17 protein-coding genes are annotated in these 18,056 nt (G+C 72.2%); 5 read left to right on the top strand and 12 right to left on the bottom strand.

Translation table 11 applies throughout. From position 1 onward, the window contains the following. Window positions 1-142: 142 nt before the first annotated feature. The gene (locus O1G21_RS35335) at window positions 143-1,480 is read right to left on the bottom strand and encodes a hypothetical protein (protein WP_270149527.1); all 1,338 of its coding nucleotides are present in this window, start codon (window positions 1,478-1,480) and stop codon (window positions 143-145) included. A gap of 131 nt (window positions 1,481-1,611) precedes the next feature. Here O1G21_RS35335 and O1G21_RS35330 point away from each other — a divergent pair, with 131 nt between their 5' ends. From O1G21_RS35330 to O1G21_RS35320, 3 genes are all read left to right on the top strand, one after another. Continuing rightward, window positions 1,612-1,971 (top strand): hypothetical protein, encoded by a 360-nt coding sequence (locus tag O1G21_RS35330; protein WP_270149525.1) that lies wholly within the window; start codon window positions 1,612-1,614, stop codon window positions 1,969-1,971. 430 nt (window positions 1,972-2,401) lie between these two features. Then, complete coding sequence (locus O1G21_RS35325) at window positions 2,402-3,091, top strand: hypothetical protein (RefSeq protein WP_270149523.1); 690 nt, start codon at window positions 2,402-2,404, stop codon at window positions 3,089-3,091. Window positions 3,092-3,413: 322 nt separating this feature from the next. Then, window positions 3,414-3,851, top strand: coding sequence for a PPOX class F420-dependent oxidoreductase (locus O1G21_RS35320; RefSeq protein ID WP_270149521.1), 438 nt, complete (start codon window positions 3,414-3,416; stop codon window positions 3,849-3,851). A gap of 201 nt (window positions 3,852-4,052) precedes the next feature. Here O1G21_RS35320 and O1G21_RS35315 read toward each other — a convergent pair whose 3' ends face one another. The 7 genes from O1G21_RS35315 to O1G21_RS35285 all read right to left on the bottom strand — a co-directional run bounded on the left by O1G21_RS35315 (window position 4,053) and on the right by O1G21_RS35285 (window position 11,945). Beyond that, on the bottom strand, window positions 4,053-6,515 hold the full coding sequence (locus O1G21_RS35315; protein ID WP_270149519.1) for a helicase C-terminal domain-containing protein: 2,463 nt from the start codon (window positions 6,513-6,515) through the stop codon (window positions 4,053-4,055). A 98-nt stretch (window positions 6,516-6,613) separates the two neighbouring features. After that, a complete protein-coding gene (locus O1G21_RS35310) occupies window positions 6,614-6,814 on the bottom strand; it encodes a hypothetical protein (protein ID WP_270149517.1) in 201 nt (66 codons plus the stop codon). A 219-nt stretch (window positions 6,815-7,033) separates the two neighbouring features. Beyond that, on the bottom strand, window positions 7,034-7,405 hold the full coding sequence (locus O1G21_RS35305) for a fic family toxin-antitoxin system, toxin component (RefSeq protein ID WP_270149515.1): 372 nt from the start codon (window positions 7,403-7,405) through the stop codon (window positions 7,034-7,036). Then, window positions 7,402-7,527 carry a hypothetical protein gene (locus O1G21_RS35300; RefSeq protein WP_270149513.1) on the bottom strand — a complete coding sequence of 42 codons (126 nt, stop codon included), beginning with the start codon at window positions 7,525-7,527 and terminating at the stop codon, window positions 7,402-7,404. The genes O1G21_RS35305 and O1G21_RS35300 overlap by 4 nt, the downstream gene beginning before the upstream one ends. A 58-nt stretch (window positions 7,528-7,585) precedes the next feature. Continuing rightward, complete coding sequence (locus tag O1G21_RS35295; protein ID WP_270149511.1) at window positions 7,586-7,882, bottom strand: SCO4225 family membrane protein; 297 nt, start codon at window positions 7,880-7,882, stop codon at window positions 7,586-7,588. Window positions 7,883-7,960: 78 nt separating this feature from the next. Further along, window positions 7,961-10,297, bottom strand: a complete 2,337-nt coding sequence (locus tag O1G21_RS35290) for a transglycosylase domain-containing protein (RefSeq protein ID WP_270149509.1) — start codon at window positions 10,295-10,297, stop codon at window positions 7,961-7,963. 169 nt (window positions 10,298-10,466) lie between these two features. Further along, complete coding sequence (locus O1G21_RS35285) at window positions 10,467-11,945, bottom strand: alpha/beta hydrolase (protein ID WP_270149508.1); 1,479 nt, start codon at window positions 11,943-11,945, stop codon at window positions 10,467-10,469. A gap of 194 nt (window positions 11,946-12,139) precedes the next feature. Between O1G21_RS35285 and O1G21_RS35280 the strand changes: the two genes are divergently transcribed. Continuing rightward, window positions 12,140-13,423 (top strand): YibE/F family protein, encoded by a 1,284-nt coding sequence (locus tag O1G21_RS35280; protein WP_405000756.1) that lies wholly within the window; start codon window positions 12,140-12,142, stop codon window positions 13,421-13,423. Between the two features lie 67 nt (window positions 13,424-13,490). Here the strand turns inward: O1G21_RS35280 and map are convergent, their stop codons facing one another. Then, window positions 13,491-14,258, bottom strand: coding sequence for a type I methionyl aminopeptidase (gene map, locus O1G21_RS35275; protein WP_270149507.1), 768 nt, complete (start codon window positions 14,256-14,258; stop codon window positions 13,491-13,493). 98 nt (window positions 14,259-14,356) lie between these two features. Here map and O1G21_RS35270 point away from each other — a divergent pair, with 98 nt between their 5' ends. Further along, window positions 14,357-14,626 carry a helix-turn-helix domain-containing protein gene (locus O1G21_RS35270; protein ID WP_270149505.1) on the top strand — a complete coding sequence of 90 codons (270 nt, stop codon included), beginning with the start codon at window positions 14,357-14,359 and terminating at the stop codon, window positions 14,624-14,626. 90 nt (window positions 14,627-14,716) lie between these two features. On the opposite strand, the gene O1G21_RS35265 is transcribed toward O1G21_RS35270, so the two are convergent. Genes O1G21_RS35265 through O1G21_RS35255 form a run of 3 tightly spaced genes read right to left on the bottom strand, consistent with a single transcriptional unit; the run spans window position 14,717 to window position 17,972 of the window. Beyond that, window positions 14,717-16,111 (bottom strand): ABC transporter substrate-binding protein, encoded by a 1,395-nt coding sequence (locus O1G21_RS35265; protein ID WP_270149504.1) that lies wholly within the window; start codon window positions 16,109-16,111, stop codon window positions 14,717-14,719. A gap of 56 nt (window positions 16,112-16,167) precedes the next feature. Beyond that, window positions 16,168-17,067: a carbohydrate ABC transporter permease gene (locus tag O1G21_RS35260; RefSeq protein ID WP_270149502.1), complete on the bottom strand. Its 900-nt coding sequence runs from the start codon at window positions 17,065-17,067 to the stop codon at window positions 16,168-16,170. Beyond that, window positions 17,064-17,972: a carbohydrate ABC transporter permease gene (locus O1G21_RS35255; RefSeq protein WP_270149501.1), complete on the bottom strand. Its 909-nt coding sequence runs from the start codon at window positions 17,970-17,972 to the stop codon at window positions 17,064-17,066. The genes O1G21_RS35260 and O1G21_RS35255 overlap by 4 nt, the downstream gene beginning before the upstream one ends. Between the last annotated feature and the right edge of the window lie 84 nt (window positions 17,973-18,056).

Raw genomic sequence — 18,056 nt, 5'->3', positions numbered from 1 at the left:
AAGAACAGAAAGCAGAAGGCAGAAGACAGAACACAGCGCCGGCGCACCGCGCCCCAACCCCCCGCCCTCGCACCTGCGTGCGCGGCGAGCAGGATCGTACCGGCCCGGTGCACCGCCCCCGTATCCAGGGCCGGGCCCTGGCTCAGTGATGGAACACCGGTGCCGCGCTGTCCAGCCAGGTCCAGTTGACCGGCGCGTACTGCTTCTTCAGCGCGAGGCGCCCGGAGCCGTACCCCTTGAGCGCGGTCTCGACGGCGGCGGGCAGGGCGTCGAGGTCCTGCGGCACCGGGACGCGCAGCAGCAGGTGCTGCTTGCGGTGGACGAGGAGGACCTCACCGGCCGGGGTGCACTCCAGCAGCGCGAAGTGGACGAGGGACTTGAACGGCTTGTCCGCGGTGGAGATCCGGGAGCGCGGTTTCCCGTCGGCGGTCCAGGCGTAGAAGCCGTAGCGGTTGAGGTGGAAGGCCCTGCCGCGGTACGGGTCGGCCACGACCGTGAAGTCGAAGCCGGTGAACGGGCTGTCCTCCCTGAGGTCGAGTCCTTCCAGCCGGCCCCGCAGCCCGCCCTGGTCGTCGACGAGCGCGAAGCTGAACTGCTGGCCGCGGTTGCTCGACCGGTAGGTCCGGCCGAAGACCGGGACGACGAAGAGGTCGTCGGCCAGGGCGCTGGGGCGGGTCATCGTGCCGTCCTGGTGGCCGCCCAGCGTGCCGGAAGTGCCGGTCAGCTCCGAGAGGAGGTCGATCAGGGAGGGCGAGGGGCGGTTGTCCCGCCAGAGCGGCTCGCCGTCGTGGACGACGTGCGGCTGCCGGTGGGCGTCGGTCTGCCGGTCGGCGCGCGTCTCCAGGGCCGTCAGCGCCCGCAGGGTGGCCTTCGAGCCGGGGGCGAGCGCGCTGCCGGGCTCGGAGAGCGCGACGACGTTGAGGTGCGCGTCGGCCCAGTTGGCCAGGCCGTACTCGGACGTCGCGCAGAGCAGCCGGCCGGAGGGCGTGACCGCGATCGACGAGGCGAACAGGTCGCCACCGTCCTGCTCGGGCTGCTGCTCATCCTGTTCGTACTGCCGGTCGTGCGGCGTCTGCCAGGTGGCCAGGACCCGGCTGAGGTCGGGCGGGAACAGGTGGGTGCTTCCTGGGTGCCCGCTGGCGGCGACCGTCCCGTCCGGAAGGAGCGCCAGCGTCTCGCTGTTCGCGTACGGGATCGCCGACGGGGTGCCGTCCGGTCGCGGGTGCCCGTACAGGGCGGTGGCGACGGGTGTGCCGTCGGGGTCGTGGCGGGTGATCACCTGGTAGTTGAGGTTGCAGTGAGCGGCCGAGGTCGGGTCGCCGCTGCCGCGCCAGTAGCGCCACACGGTCGAGAGCGTGTAGGTGTCGCCAGCCGGTGTGGCCACGGCGTGCTTCGGGAGGAGGACCCACCCGTCGCCGGCCGGATCGAGACCGTGGGCGTCGGCCAGCGAGCGCGGCACGGTCAGGGGGAGAGTGGGCATCCGGTTCATGGTCGGCCATTCTGCACACGCTCACCGACAACGGACCGCCGGGTCGCACCGATCGCCGGATCGGGACCGGCGAAGGAGCTTGAGTCTCCAGCAGGGCGGACTTCCGCGCCGCCGTCCGCCGCATGGCGCAGTACCAAGCGGCGGAGCGCGCCCGGGGCGACTCCACCGGGCTGCACCACGACCTCACCGAGACCGTGCGCGACAGGATCGGCCACGCGCTCGAGTCCGGCATCGCCCCGACCTCTGCCGAGGCCGCACACATCCTCGACGCCCTGACCGCTTGCTATGCCCAGACCTTCGGCCGCGCCGACGACGCCGACCTGCGCCACTGGCTGCTGACCCGCCTGGAGATCGCCGGCGACCCCCGCGCGGAACGGTACTGGCACCTGCTGGCGGTCATCAACGGATGGCCCGTTCCGCCAAGCCTGGCTCCGGTGTTCGCGCGGTTCGTGGCGGCGCTGCGGGTCCACATCGGGCAGTAGTCCCCCGCCGTCGCACATCGGGCCGTTCCCCGCGGCCACCGGGTCACGCCGCGAGGACCTCTGGGCGTTCGACGAGCCGGGCGCGTGGGTTCGAAGGCCGGCGAGACGGTGAACGGCCGCTCCGGCGACCTTCCTCCTGCACGGGCGTGATTGAGTAACAGCGCGGGTCAGTTTGGGTACCCGTACTCACGCCGGCCCGGCCGTGGCCACCGGAGCATGGGGGCATGTGCCCAGCAGCAACTCCGAGCACGCGCTTCACCACCTCCCGTCTTCCGGTTTGCCGGCTCACATCGTTTGCCGGCTCACATCGCGACGGGTCAAGGGCGAAGTCGCCACGGGCAGTTGTCCGGCTGGTCCGACCATCCGCCACGGCAGCCCGGCTCCCTCGGAGCTCCTGCCGTCCCTACGCCACCCTCCACGGAGTCCTTGCATGCGTACCGACCTCCTGCTGCGCGCGGCCGTGCCGACGACTGCGGCGCTCGCCCTCCTGCTGAGCGCCTGCGGGCCGGACCAGAGCGGCGCCGACGCCTCCGCTGCCGGGCCCTCGGCGACCACCTCCGCGGGTGACCCGATCGGCACGACTGCGCCGGCCGTCACGTCTTCGGCCTCCGCACCCGCGCAGGTCGGATCGAGTTCGAGCCCGTCCTCGGGTTCCACGGCAGGAAGTCGCTTCCCGGGTGCCTTGGCCGTCGGAGCGAAGGCCCAGGGCACCTACCCCGACAACGAGAAGGGCGACATCTCCCTCAGCATCGCCCCGACGGGTGTGGTGAAGGGCGACATCGGCGATCTGGCCAAGTTCCTCAAGCCGGAGGACATGGCCGGGAAGACGCCGTACTACGTGAACGTCACCTACACCCACACCGGCGGCAACGGGATCTTCGAGCCCTACTTCAACCGGCAGCTGCGGGCGATGGTCAGCGACACCGCCCAGGCCCGCAAGGTCGACCTGCTCAGCAGCTTCCCGAAGTGCGAGAGCGATGTCCCGCAGGGCGGCAAGGACTTCGTCAAGGGACAGAGCGAGCACGAGTGCGCGATCTACCTGGCGCCGGCCGACAAGCCGTTGACGTACGTGCTGTGGATCGACAAGGACGGCAAGCCGCTGGCCTGGAAGGCGAGCTGACGGTACCGCTGTGGCGGAGGGCTCGCCGACTGTGCCCAGCAGGACGGGCCATCCGGTCGGGGCCGGTTCGACCGGGCCGCACGCGGCCGTTCGGGCCGCGCGCAGGGCCGCTCCGGCGCCGGCCGCGCCGCTGCGGGTGAACGGCTCGCCGCCTCCGACGGTGAGGGTGTGTGGGGCGACGCCGGCGAACAACGGGGATGGTGCACACTCGGCCCGGTCCCGTGTTCATCCGGGTCGGGCTCGCCGCGTTGGGGCAACATCACCTGAGGGCGGGCACCGGACGGGGACCGCTACGAGAACGAGGCGAAGGGACGGCGGCCGAATGGGCATGTGGACGGAGGACATCCGGGCACGGGTGGCGGAGGCGCGGATCTGGTTCGTGGCGACCACCGGGGCGGACGGCGCCCCGCACGTCACGCCGATGTGGATCGGTCTGGAGGATGACCGGGTGTTCTTCAACACCTCCATCGGCCGGGTCAAGGAACGCAACCTGCGTCACGACCCGCGCGTCTGCCTCTCCAACGCCGACCCGGCCGATCCGTACGACCGCGTCCAGATCCACGGCCGGGCGGTCGAGTTCGTGACCGGTGAGCAGGCCGACCGGCAGATGGACCGCCTCGCCCACAAGTACCTCGGCGTCGAGGAGTACGGCTGGCGCATTCCCGGCGAGCGGCGGGTCACCGTGTTCATCGAGCCCACGCGCATCCGCCGCATCGTCGGAGTCGAACCGCTGCCGGCCGCCGCCCGGGCCGCCGGTTGACCTCGCTGCGCTCGGGGGCGGAAGCATGGTTTCGACACCGTAGCCAGGCCCGACCACGGCCTGATCGAGGTGTACGACTCCGACGCCCACCTCACGGAGATCGCCGAATCCGAAGACGACGAGCCCGAGGACGAGGAGAGCGAGGACGACGGGGGCAGGTGGTGTGGCGCGGTCGACGAGGGTGCCCCTTCCCGCCCCGGGCTACCCGGGCATCACGCCGTGGATGCGGGAGAGGGTGAACACGCGCTCGTCGTCGCGCAGGTGGCACCAGGCGTTCAGGTAGGGGGCGTCGAGTTCGAGCCGGCTGAGGGTGCGGACGGTCGCGTTGCCCGAGGTGGCGACGTACTCGATCGTGATGGCCTGCCGTTCGTCGACGGCGTGGGCCAGCTGGCGGACGTCGGTGAAGGTCAGGTTGCGCGCGTGCCCGGCGATGATCTCCTCGGTGTCGCTGGCGAAGGGACGGCCGTCGTACGGGTCGGGCTCCGGGACGTCCTGCGGCCCGTCGCGGAGCCGGGTGGCGAGGGCGCGCAGGTCGACGGGCGGCGCCGCGTTCGCGGTGCGGGCGTCCGTGCGCTGCGTGCGGGAGCTGCCGCGGGGCGGGCGCGGGGACGGGAGCGGGTGCGCCGCACGGTGGTGCTGGGCCCGTTCGATCCGTACGGTCCCGTCGGGCTTCTCGGCGACGGGGGCGTAGCCCGCGGCGCGCAGGGCCGCGAGGGTCTTGTCCGGTGGGGTCCGGCTGATCAGCACCGTGGGTGCCAGCTGCCGCAGGCCGAGTGGGGCGAGCTTGCGGTGGGCGGCCAACTCGGCCAGCAGGGCGGGTTCCTGTCCGTGGATCACGCAGGCCGCGGCGACGACGCGCACCCGGCCGTGGCTGCGCGCGGTGTCGTGGATCAGGTAGCAGAGCGGCTGGGGAAGCGGTTCGGCGGCGACGGCGGCCAGGTCGGCCGTGAGGGCGTCGGGGGTGAGGCCCGCGTCGAGGGCGCGGCGGACACTGCCCGGGCTGAACCGCCAGACGGAGGCCGCGCCGGCGCTCTCCCGGTCCGCGGCGGAGTCCAGCAGGGCGGCGAGGGCCGCGGACGGTGTGCCGGAGACCACGGCCGTGAGGTCGCTGCCGAAGCGGGCCGTCCCGCTGGCGGCGGGCAGCAGCCGTCGGCAGGCGGCGGTCAGGGCTTCGGCGTCGTCGGCGAGCAGGGCTGCGCCGATCGGGGTCACGGCCCCGAGAGCGAGTGCGCCGAGCAGTTCCGCCTCCCGGGTCAGGGTGGCGAACGGCGCGGTGTCCTGCGGGAGTTCGTCGACGAGCGGGCGGAGCCAGACGATCAGCGCCCCCAGGTCCGCGGGGTGCGCCGCGCCTTCGCCGGTGGGGAGCTGGGACGCGGCCGTGAGCAGTGCGTGCCGGGCCTGGACGCAGCCGCCGCAGGGCGGGGCCCCGGCGAGGGCCGGCAGGGCCTTGCCGTCCTCGTCGCGGCTTCCGCCGGGCGTCAGCGGGAGCTCCCACCAAGCCCGGAGCAGGACGGCGAGTTGCTCGGCGGGTTCCTCCTCGGCCCAGGTGTCGTAGGCGGCGGTCGCGGCGACCCGGTCGCCGTCCCGGGCCAGCAGTCCGGCGGCGCTCGCCGTCTCCAGTACGAGGCGTACCGGCAGCTCGTCGCACTGCGCGGCCTTGCCGATCCGGGACAGCTCGCGAGCGCCGATCCCTCCGGCCTTGAGCCGGGCCGGTGGCGCGGCCGCGCACACCCCGAGGACGGAGACGGCGTGGGCGGCGAACGCCATCGAGGCGGCCGCGGCCTCCCGTTCGACCTCCGGGACGGTGACGGGCACCGACCGCACGAGGGGTGCGACGGGCATGAACGGGGCGTGCCACTCGGGGCCGCGCAGGGCGAGGGCCACTTCCGCGGGCATCCGGGCCGGCCCGTACCGGTGGCGGTCCTCGATCAGCAACCCACGCTCCAGCGCCCATCGGAGGCCGGGCTCGGAGGCGTCCGGCGGAGCCCCGAACATGATGAAGCCCGGCTGCCTCGGTGCCCGCAGCGCCCGCCTCTCCAGCAGCTCCCGGGTGGCCGCGGGCGCCTTCGCCACCAGCGCGACGACCCGGTCCGGATCGCCGTGGTGGTCGACCAGCGCCGCCAGCCGCTGCTGCTTGTTGTTGCCGGTCGGCTTGATGCCGAGCTTCGCCAGGAGGCGCGCCAGTTCGTCCGAGGTGACGTGCGCCACGAGTTGGGTCAGTGAGGGGTCCAGGCCCAGGGGTGAGCCCCAGGCCTGCCGCAGCGGCCCCACCGTGTGCAGCCGGCCGTTGCCGTCCGGCCACACCAGCGCGCGATCGGCCAGCACCTCCAGGACGGCGGCCAGGCCGTGGGCGCGTTCGCCGTACGTCGCGTCCAGGAGGCCTGCCAGGTCCTCCCGGGACGGGGACGCCAGGGCGGCGAGGGCCTCCGCCACCTGCAGGCACGGCAGCGTGAGCCGGGGCAGGACCAGCGCCACCGACGCCGGGCGCTGAAGACGGTCCGCCAACTCACCGACCGAGCGCGGCTCCGGAGCCGACGCGGCGTCCGGGCGCGCCGCCAGGACGCGCTCCAACGCGGCCGAGTCGAGACCGCGCAGCCATGCGGCCAGTGTCGATCCGCTCTTCTTACCGATGGGGAACACCTCACGACGTACGAGGACGGCCAAGGACACCAGGATGGCCTACCGACAGGGGCGATGACGAACGCGCTTGACATCGTGCTGCGTCCGCCCTGGTGGGGGCGCTCATCGGCGTCGGGGTGGTGTCAGTGGGTGGCCTCGACGGCGGCGCCGACGAGTTGGAGGATGGCGTGGCCCAAGGACGTGGCGGCGATCAGGACTCCGAACACGACCGCGGTGAAGACGGTGAACACCTCGTCGGTACGGCTGCGGGCCTCGGTGCGGCGGCGGAGCCGGATGACGATGAGGATCGCGAGGAACGCGGTCGCGCTGATCGTGTACTGCACTGCCCACCCTTGACGCCGAGTCACGCATCGGTCACCCGATGTCTGCTGCCGTTCGAGTGAGCATGCCAGAGCAGCCGACGACCCGGGGGCGATTCGGCGAAATCAGCCGGACGCGAACGATTCCGCACCGGCACTGACGGGCAGGGCAACACCGCCCGCCAGGCGCACGCCCCCGGCGCGCGGTGCCCGGCGTGCCCGTTCGGCGGTCGCGGGCGGGCGTCAGCGGTACCAGGTGCGGATGACGGCTGCGGCCTCGCGGACGTCGGCGGTGCCCGCGCGGATGCGGGCGGCGAGTTCGACGGCCTGTTCGGGGCCGGCGGTGACGATGACGCCGGAGGCGGTGAGGTAGGAGGCGGCGACCACGGCGGCGAAGTGTTCGTTGGCGGACTCGAGTGCCGGGACGCGGATCAGCTGGTGCATCAGGGCGGCCGCGCGCTGGTTCACGGCCTCGTAGACGGGGACGTCCATGACCTCGTCGGCATGCCGGGCGACGGCGGCGGCGAGGGTGCCGTAGTCGATGACGTCCGGGTCGCCGGGCACGAACTGGTGGGCGATGTCGAGCAGCCAGGCCCGGTCGATCCGGAGGATCACGCCGCGTCCGCCGTGCCGGCGGGGTACGGGCCGGGCTCCGCTGCGGACTTCGGCCGCCGGGCCTGCGTGGGATTCGGGGCCTCGTGCGCGACGGTCTCCGGGCGCGCGGTCAGCTGCTTCATGGGCGTGAGCGTAGCGAGGTGTAGCGGGTGCTACCAACACGGCGGCCACGGACGGCGGCTACCCCAGGCCGAGGGCGTGGGCGGCCAGCGCCAGCAGGGCCGCGTTGCCGGCCGCGCCGAGGACGGTGGCGGAGAGGAAGCGGGCCGGGGTGCCGTCCGGGAAGGGGTTGACGATCGTCGTGAGCAGGAAGGTCGGCATGGTCAGCAACACCGCCCGCCACTGCCGGACGGAGTGGGCGGCCGCGACGCCGGCCCGCAGTTCGCGGGCGGCGGCCGGGATGAGCAGCAGGCAGACCGCCAGGTAGCCGGTCGAGGGCCAGCGGACGGCGGGGACGCCGGGGAAGCTGTGCGGCATGGCGTCCATCGTCCGCCGACGGGGCGCGGCCCCGCATGAGTACGGGTACTCATGCGGGGCCGGCGGCCGTGCAGGCCCTCACTGGCCCGAGGGGTCCGAGGGGTCCGAGGGGTCCGAGCGGTCCGGCGGGGTGGTCGGGGCGTAGCGGCCGGTCGGGCCGCCGGTGGACGGGTTGGTGGCGCGCGGCCTGCCGGTGCTGCCCGGGGTGGGCGATCCGGTGCAGGTGGCCGTGCCGGGCGGGCTGCCGGGGGTACCGCAGCCCTGGTCGTGCCTGACCGGGTCCGGGATGTAGACGGTGGTGAACTCCTTGTCCGGCATGGTGCGGACGGCGTCGCTCATCGCCTTCTGCCAGATCGGCCCCGGGCCGGTCGCCCCGAACACCTCGGGCTGGTACTCGCCGCCGATCCGGATGTTGCGCATCGGCACCTTGGTGCCCGGGCTGCCCAGCCACACCGAGCCGACCAGGTTGCCGGTGTAGCCGGTGAACCAGGCGGACTTCTTCTCGTCCGAGGTGCCGGTCTTGCCGGCGATCTGGCGGTCGTCGTCCAGTCGCAGGTCGCGGGCGGTGCCGCCCTTCTCGGTCACTCCGAGCAGCACGCTGTTGATCACGTCGGCGGTGTCCTGGGACATCACCTGGTTGCAGCGGACCGGGGTCACCGGGACGTCCTTGCCGTCCACCGTGGTGATCCGGTTGATCGCCAGCGGTGCGCAGTAGTTGCCCCGGGCGGCGAAGGTCGCGTAGACGTCGGCCATGGTCAGCGGGCTGACCTCCTGGGTGCCGAGGCCGAGGGCCGGCACCTCCTGGAGCGGGTCGCCGCTGGCCTTGCCGGTCACGCCCAGCTTGTCGGCCATCTGCTTGACGGCGCAGAGCCCGATCTCCTGCTCCATCTGCACGAAGTAGGTGTTGACGGAGAGGGCCATCGCCTCCTTGAGGTCGTACGGGCCCTTCTCCCGCGGGCTCTCGTTGGGGATGACCCCCTCCTTCTTGCCCTTGTTGAGGTTCTTCCAGGTGCCGTCGCAGGTCTTCATCGTCGGCCAGTCCATCCGGTTCGGCGAGTCGTACTGCTGGGTGGGCGGCAGACCGGCCTCCAGGGCGGCGGCGGCCACGATCGGCTTGAAGTTGGAGCCGGGCTGGAAGCCGATGCCGCCGCCCATCGCCGCGTCCACGTTGAGGTTGACGACGGTCTGGTTCTTCTCCTTCGCCAGGCCGTACGGGCGGGTCTGGGCCATCGCGAGGATCTTGCCGGTGCCCGGCTCGACCATCGTCATCGCCGCCGAGACCGGGTCGGTGACGTACACCTTGGTGGAGACGGCGTTCTGCGCGGCGGCCTGCTTGTCCGGGTCGAGGGTGGTGTAGATGTTCAGCCCGCCGGTGTCCCAGAGCTTCTTGCGCTCGGCGGCGGTCTTGCCGAACGTCGGGTCCTGCTTGACGACGTGCCGCACGTAGTCGCAGAAGAACCCCATGCCGGCCTGGGCGGTGATGCAACCGTTCTGCGGGTCGCGGTAGTCGAGGCCGAGCGGGGCGGCCTTGGCCGCCTTGGCCTGCTCGGCGGTGATGTGCTTGTTCTCCAGCATCTTGTCGATGACGGTGTCCCGGCGCTTCTGCGCGGCCACCGGGTGCAGCTTCGGGTCGTACTGGGACGGGTTCTGCACCAGCCCGGCGAGCATCGCCGCCTCGGGGAGGGTGAGGTCCTTGGCGTCCTTGCTGAAGTAGCGCTGGGAGGCTGCCTGGATGCCGTACGCCTGGTGGCCGTAGAAGGTGATGTTCAGGTAGTTGGTGAGGATCTGCTCCTTCGGGAGGTCCTCCTCCAGCTTGATGGCGTACCGGAGTTCCTGGATCTTGCGGCCGAGGGTCTTGCGCTGGGCCTCGCGCACCGCCACCGGATCATCGCCGGCCATCTCGACGTTGACGTTCTTCACGTACTGCTGGGTGAGGGTGGAGGCACCCTGCACGGCGGTGCCGCTCTCGGCGTTCTTGGTGATCGCCCGCAGGATGCCCTTGAGGTCCACCGCGCCGTGTTCGTAGAAGCGCGCGTCCTCGATGTCCACCTGGGCCTTGCGGATCAGCGGTGACATCTGTTCGGCGGTCAGCACGGTGCGGTCGCGCTCGTAGACCTTGGCGATCAGGCCGCCCTTGGCGTCGTAGATCTGGGTGGCCTGGGTGAGCGGCGGGGTCTTGAAGTCGTCGGGGATGCTCTCGAAGCCTTCGGCGCCGTTCTTCGCCCCGAGGCCGACCGCGCCGGCAGCCGGGAGGATCAGGCCCGCCAGCAGGACGCCGCCGAGCACGCTGGAGCCGAGGAAGGTGGCCGCATGGCGCAGGATTCCGAGCGGGGTCTCGCGGCGCCGGGGGCGTGGCACCCAGGTGTCGCCCGGGTCCGGGGCAGGTATGCCGGCACGGCGGCTCTTCGGTGACATAGTTCGAACATTACGGCCGCGAATCCCCACGATGGGGGGCAGGTTGGCGAACTATTGTCACAAAATCGCGACAGGTTCGACTCATGTGCGGGGATCGAATGGAGGTCCACGAAGGGACAAGGGCCGTTCGCCTACAGCCCGTTGTCTCCCCCGTGTGACCAGCTGGACGTCAGTCGGCCGGGCAGAACACGTCCTCGGCCGGACGACGGCCCGTCACCAGGAAGTCCGTCACCGCCGCGTCGCCGCAGGCGTTCCCGTTCGCCAGGTAGGCGTCGTGGCCGCCGGAGTCGAAGGTGACCATCCGGGCGCGGTCGCCGAAGGCGGCGCGGAGCTTGAGCGCGCCCCGGTACGGGGTGGCCGGATCGCGCAGGTTCTGAGCCAGCAGGACGTTCGCCGGGCCGCGGTCGGTCACCCGCACCGGCGGCTCGGCGGGCTTGAACGGCCAGAAGGCGCAGGGCATCACGTTCACCGGCAAGCCGGCGGTGAGCGGATGGGCGGCGCGGTCGGCGGCGACGTCCTCGGCGTAACCGGTCGGGTCCGAGGGCCAGCTGACGTCGTTGCAGAGGGTGGCGACGGAGACGGCGGTGGTGTTCTGCAGCGCCTGCTCGGGCGGCAGGACCGGAGCGGGCAACGGGCGGCGGCCGAGGCCGGCCAGCATCAGGCGGGCCAGATCGGGGAACCTGGCGTCCGCGTACAGGCTCTCCAGCATGGTCTCGCGCAGTACGTTGCCGTTCAGCTCGGCCGGGTTGGCGCCCGGCCAGGGCAGCGGCGAGTGGTCCAGGCGGGCGGCGAGGTCGAGGAAGAGCGGGCGCACCTGCTCGGGGGTGTCCGCGACCCGGTCCGGATTGTCCGGCGCCGAGGCCCACTTGGCGAAGTCGGGGAAACGGTCCTCGGCGCCCTGGTCGAAAGCGGCCAACCAGCCCCGGCCGACCCGGGACGGGTCCGGGTCGTCGTTGCTGTCCAGCACGATCCGGTCGGTGTGCCGGGGGAACATGGTGGCGTAGACGGCGCCCGGGTAGGTGCCGTACGAGGTGGCCCAGGCGGAGAGTCGGCGCTCGCCCAGGGCCTGGCGGATGCGGTCGATGTCGCGGGCCTCGTTGGCGCTGGAGATGCTGCGCAGCACCGGGCCGCCGTTGCGGGCACAGGTTTCGGCGATCCGCCGTTCGGTCGCGATGTTCCCGTCGATCGAGCCGTCGGCGGCGGGCCAGGGGCGCAGGTTGACCATGGCCAGGTCGGCGTGGTCCAGACCGCAACTGACCGGCGTGGAACGGCCGGCGCCGCGCGGGTCGAAGCCGACCAGGTCGAACCGGTCCCGGACGGACGGCGGGAGGCGCTTGGCCGCACTGCTGGGGAGGTTGAGCCCGGAGCCGCCCGGCCCACCGGGAACGGTCAGCAGGACGCCGTGGCGCAGGCCGGACTCGGCGGCGGGGATGCGGGAGATCGCGAGCGTGATCTGTTGCCCGTCCGGGTCGTTGTAGTCCAGGGGGACGGTGACGGAGGCGCACTGCTGACGGGGGTCAACCTGGCCCTGGCAGGCGGACCAGTTGAGGCCGTCGTCGCCGTGGTGCTCCGGGGCGGCGGCAGCGGGCAGGGCGCTGAGCACGGTGACGGCCAGCGCGGCGAGGGTGGTACCGGTGAGCTTTGACATGCCCAAGAGTCTGCTGCGGCGCTGGACTTGGGCCCATGCGGGCAGCCGCACGATGACGGGTGGGGTAATCCCCCGGCCCGGGGTGCACCCTGCGCCCCGCTCGCGGCACGCCGACGGCGCGTGCCCTGCGGGGTGACGGAGCACCGGGCGTCGATGATTTCGGGTGCCGCACGGGAGAGCTGAGGAGGCGTGAGGTGGACGCAGGGACACCGGACGACGGGAACGGGAACGGGCCGGAGCACGGCGATGGTCACGAGGCGCACTCCGCGCCGGTGGGGCACTCGCATGCCCACGGGCCGGCCGCGCCGGTCTCCGCGCATCTGCGCAGGGTGATCGCGGCCGTGCTGATCCCGTTCGCGGTGGCCGTCGTGGTCGGCCTGGTGGTGCTCTGGCCGGACGGCGTCCCCGCCCACCAGCACACCGGGGTCGGCTTCGACCAGCAGATCCGGCACGGTCGGGTCACGACGGTCCGGGAACTGCCCTGCGCCGATGTCAACCCCGCCGACCAGGGGACCTGTCGGCAGGACACCGTCGAGGTGACCGACGGCCCGGACCGCGGCCGTGTCTTCACCGTGGTCGTCCACCCCGACGAACCCCGGCAGTACGGGGTCGGCGAGCGGGTCGTCCTGGCGTACGCGCCGGACGCCCCCGCGGACCTCCAGTACAGCGTGGTGGACGTGGACCGGAACCTGCCGATGGGCGTGCTGGCCGGGCTGTTCGCGGTCGTCGTGGTGGTGATCGGGCGCTGGCGCGGGGTGGCCGCGCTGATCGCGCTGGCGATCAGCTTCGCCGTGCTGTCGCTGTTCATCCTCCCCGCCATCCTGCGCGGTTCGGACCCGCTGCTGGTGGCGATCGTCGGCGCCAGCGCGATCATGCTGATCGCCCTCTACCTGTGCCACGGGCTGTCCGCCCGCACCTCGGTGGCGGTGCTCGGAACACTGGTGTCCCTGGTGCTGATCGGGGTGCTGAGCCTGGTCTTCTCCGCCTGGGCGCACCTGACCGGGAACACCTCGGAGGAGACCGGACTCATCCACGACCTCTACCCCGGCATCGAGATCCGCGGCCTGCTGCTGGCCGGGTTCGTGATCGGCTCGCTCGGCGTGCTGTTCGACGTGACGGTCACCCAGACCTCGGCGATCTGGGAACTGCACGAGGCCGACCCGACGATGGGCGCCGGCCGGCTGTACCGGACGGGCATGCGGATCGGCCGCGACCACATCGCCTCGACCGTCAACACCCTGGTCCTCGCGTACGCGGGCGCGGCGCTGCCGCTGCTCCTGCTGTTCTCCGTCGCGCACCGGACCGTGGTGTCGGTGGCCACCAGCGAACTGGTCGCGGAGGAGATCGCCCGCACCCTGGTCGGCAGCATCGGGCTGGTCGCCGCGGTGCCGGTGACCACCGGGCTGGCCGCCCTGATCGCCGCCGCCGACCACCCCCGCCCGGCGCCGGCCCCCGTCGGGCGGCACCGGCACGCGTAGGGCAGGCCCTGGCGGGCACCGGACGGTACTCCGGCCGGACGGAGGGGCACCGCGTGGCGTCCGTCACCTACGGCAGGGTGAGGATCCGCGGGCCGTCCTCGGTGATGGCGACGGTGTGCTCGACGTGGGCGGCGCGGGTGCCGTCGGTGGTGCGCAGGGTCCAGCCGTCGGGGTCGGTGTCGTAGTCGTCGCGGCCGCCGGCCGTCAGCATCGGCTCGATGGCCAGCACCAGGCCCGGGCGCAGCGGGTAACCCCGGCCCGGGCGGCCCTCGTTGGGCACGTGCGGGTCCTCGTGCATCCGGCGGCCGATGCCGTGCCCGCCGTAGCCGTCGAGCAGCCCGTACCGCCGGGCCCGGGCGGCCTTGCCGATGGCGTGGGCGATGTCGCCGATCCGGTTGCCGACCACGGCGGCGGCGATCCCGGCCTCCAGGGCGCGCCGGGTGGCGGCGATCAGCTCGTCGTCCTCGGGGCGGGCGGCGCCGACGGTGAAGCTGACGGCGGAGTCGCCGCACCAGCCGTCCAGGACGGCGCCGCAGTCGATGCTCACCAGGTCGCCGTCGCGCAGCCGGTAGCCGGTCGGGATGCCGTGCACGACGGCGTCGTTGACGGAGGCGCAGATGACGGCGGGGAAGGGCACGGGCGCGAAGGACGGGCGGTAGCCGAGGAACGGCGAGCTCGCCCCGGCGGCGGCGAGGACGCCCCGCGCCACCTCGTCCAGGTCCAGCAGGCTGACGCCCACCGCGGCCTCCCGCTGTACGGCCGCCAGCGCGTTGGCGACCACCCGCCCGGCTTCGCGCATCGCGGCGAGGGCGGCGTCCGACTTGAGTTCGACCATGGTGAATCACTCCCCTGAATCCAATTCTTATACCGGTATTTGTATCACGGTCGAGGGAGCTAACCTCGAGAGGACGGGCAGGGCCTAGACTCGACGGCATGGTGAGGACTCCGCTGACCCCGTGGGAGCGCGAGCGTGGGGAGCGCTTCGGGGCGCTGCTGCGTGAGGCGCGTGGTGAGCGCAGCATGGTCGAGGTGGCGGCGGTGGCCGGTGTCTCGGCGGAGACGCTGCGGAAGATCGAGACGGGCCGGGCGCCGACGCCGTCGTTCTTCACCATCGCGGCGCTGGCCTACGCGCTCGGGCTGTCGCTGGACGAGCTGGCGGGCGCGTGCGCGCTGCCGGAGGACGGCGAGGCGCTCTCGGCCTGACGGCGCTCCCGGCACTCCCGGCGCGACGGCGACGGCCCGCCGGGCGCGTGGTGCGCCGGGCGGGCCGTCCGTCGTGCGGGGAGCGGGGCGTCAGCCGACCGAGCTGTTGTAGCTCTCGATCGCGGGCTGGAGCTCCTTGGCCGCGTCGGCGAGCGCCTGCTGGGCGGTCTTGCCACCGGCGATGGTCTGCTCGATGGCGGTCTCCACGCCCTTGCGGGCCTGCGGCATCACGCCGAGCAGGCAGCCGGCGGTGGCCGGGGTGGGCTTGGTGGCCTTCAGCTGGTCGATGGCGGTCTGGAACTGCGGGTACTTGGCCACCCACTCCTTGTCCTCGGGGTCGTCCAGGGCCTTCCGGTTCACCGGGAAGTATCCGGTGCCGGTGTGCCAGGCGGCCTGCTGCGCGGGGCCGGTCAGGAACTTCTCGAACTCCCAGGCGGCGCGCTTCTCGGCGTCCGAGTGGCCGGGGCCGCTGATCCACAGCGAGGCGCCGCCGATCACCGGGCCGCCCTGGTCGGCGGCGGTGACCTTGGGGAAGGCCGCAGTGCCGACGGTGAACTTGGCGGCCTCGGTGTAGCCGCGCAGCACACCGGTGGACTCCAGGTGCATCGCGACCGTGCCGGACTTGAAGGCGCCCTGGGCGTCGTCGGTGACCCGGCCGGTGTTGGCCGCGTAGCCGCCCTTGACCAGGTCCGCCCACCACTGGACGATCTGCGCGCCCTGCGCGGAGTCGAACACGGCCTTGCCCGCCTTGTTGCCACGGCCGTTGTCGTTGTCGCAGTACATGGTGCCGGACTCGGCGATCAGCTCCTCGACGAACCAGCCGTAGATCGCCGCGCCGAAGCCGTAGCGGACGGTCTTGCCGTCGGCGTCCTTCTTGGTGAGCTTCTTGGCCAGGTCGGCCAGCTCGTTGAGGTCCCTGGGCGGCTGCGCCGGGTCGAGGCCGGCCTCCTTGAAGGCGTCGGTGTTCAGGTAGAGCAGCGGCATCGAGGAGTTGAACGGCATCGAGACCAGCTTGCCGCCGGCCGAGTAGTAGTTGCGGATGTTGGGGTCGAGGTCGTCCAGCGAGTAGCCGTCCTTGTCGGCGAAGGCCTGGACGGGGACGGTCTGCCTGGAGTCGATCATGAACCGGGTGCCGATGTCGTAGACCTGCACCAGGGCGGGGGTGCCCTTCTGCTGCACCGCGGCCTTGTACTTGGTGACCAGCTCGTCGTACTTGCCCTGGAACTGCGCCTTGACCTCGATCTTGCCCTGGTGGGCGGCGTTGAACTGGCTGACCAGCCCGTTCAGCACGTCGGCGTTCTTGCCGGTCATCGAGTGCCAGAACTCGACGGTGGTCACGCCGGAGGCCTGGTCGAGCGCCTGGGCCCCGGGGGCGCCCGCGTCGGCGGAGCCGCCCGAGCCGGAGCCGGAGTCGCCGGAGCCGCAGGCGGTCAGGGAGAGGCCGGCCACCAGCAGGGCCGCGAGCGCGCGTGCACTCTTCTTCACGAGGTTCTCTTTCTTCCGAGGAGGGGAGGCGGGCGTGAACGGGTCAGCGGGGTGGGTCAGCGGACGGCGCCCGCGGTGAGGCCGCGGACGATGAAGCGCTGACCGAAGACCACCAGGGCGAGGGTGGGCAACAGGGAGAGCACGACTCCGGCCAGGATCAGGCCGGGGTCGGCCATCTCGGAGTCGCGCAGCGAGGTGAGGCCGATCTGGAGGGTCTGCATGTCGGCCGTGCGCGTGATGATGAGCGGCCAGAAGTACTGGTTCCAGGCGGACAGGAACACGTAGATCGACAGCGCGGCCAGCGCCGGCTTGTTCAGCGGGACGACGATCCGCCACAGGAAGCGCCAGTGGCCGGCGCCGTCGATCCGGGCCGCGTCGCGCAGTTCGCCGGGCAGCTGCCGGAAGGCCTGGCGCAGCATGAAGGTGCCGAAGCCGGAGGCGAGGAACGGCAGGACCAGGCCGAAGTAGGTGTTGCCGAAGCCCCAGTCCGACAGCGTCAGGTAGTTGGGGATGATGATGGCCTCCCACGGGACCATCAGCGTGGCCAGGAACACCCCGAACACCACCGCCCGCGCCTTCAGCGGCAGGAAGACGAAGGCGTACGCGGCCAGGATCGAGGTGAACAGCTGGGCGAGGGTGATCGCGGTGGCGGTGATCGCCGAGTTGGCGTACTGCCGGAACAGCGGGATGGTGTCCACGGCGCCGGAGAAGTTCCGCCCGGTGACCGAGTGCGGCACCAACGCCGGTGGGTAGGAGGAGAGTTCGGCGGGGCCCATGAAGGCACCGGCGATCGCGTAGTACACCGGGAAGGCCACGGTGACCAGGGCCACGGCCAGCAGCAGGTGGACGACGGCGCGGCCCAGCAGGTCGCGCGGGGAGCGCCCGGCGAGGGTCCGGGGGCGCGGGCGGGGCGCGTCGGCCTTCTTCGTCTCGACTTCGGTGGCGAGAACGCTCATGCGTAGTGCACCTTCCGCTCCAGGACGCCGAACTGGACGCCCGTACAGGCGAGGACGACCACCAGCAGCACCACGGCCTGGGCGCTCGCCGTGCCGAAGTCGCTGGAGTTGTAGGCGAACGCCTTCTCGTAGACGGAGTAGACGAGGGTCCGGGTGGAGCCGTCCGGCCCGCCCTTGGTGAGGATGTGGATCTGGCCGAAACTCTGCAGTGCCTGGACGGTGGAGACCACGGTCAGGAAGAACAGGTTCGGGCCGAGCATCGGGACGGTGATCGAGCGGGCCAGCCGCAGGCCGGAGGCGCCGTCGATGCGGGCCGCCTCGACGATCTCGCCGGGGATCGAGCCGATGCCCGCCGAGAGCACCAGCACGTTGTAGCCGAGGTTCATCCAGACCGTGGTCAGTGCCACCGAGACCAGCGCGTACCGGGAGTCGGTGAGCCAGCCGATCGGGCCGAGGCCGACGTGCGACAGCAGGCCGTTGAGCACCCCGCTGGCGGGGTTGAAGAACACCGCGAAGACCACCGAGGCACTGGCCACCGAGAAGGCGAAGGGCAGCGCGAAGGCCGAGCGCAGCAGCCGCACGCCCCGGATCCGGTTCTCCAGCAGCAGCACCAGCACCAGCGCGCCGAGCACCCCGGGCACCACGGTGAGCAGGGTGAACAGCCCCGTGGTGACCAGCGTCCGGCCGAAGTCGGCCGAGGACAGCAGGTCGGTGTAGTGCTTCAGCCCGACGTAGCGGGAGGGCGCGCCGAAGAGGTCGTTGGCGTGCCCGCTCAGGTAGATCGTCCGTCCCAACGGATAGCCGATGAACAGGGCGAAGACCACCAGGGAGGGCAGCAGGAAGGCCCAGGCGAGCCCGTGCTCGCCCCAGCGGTTCCGGCGTGCGGTGTGCGGTGCGGTCGGCATCTGTCGCGCGTCCGCCTTTCGTGTGTCGGTTCCGGCCGAAACCGTGTCTTGCCCGAACGACGGCGCGGAAACCCCGTGGTGATC

This window comes from Kitasatospora cathayae (assembly GCF_027627435.1).
In the GTDB taxonomy this organism is placed as follows: Bacteria; Actinomycetota; Actinomycetes; order Streptomycetales; family Streptomycetaceae; genus Kitasatospora; species Kitasatospora cathayae.
Note: the sequence above shows the minus strand (reverse complement) of the source record. Positions and strands in the feature narration are given on the sequence as shown.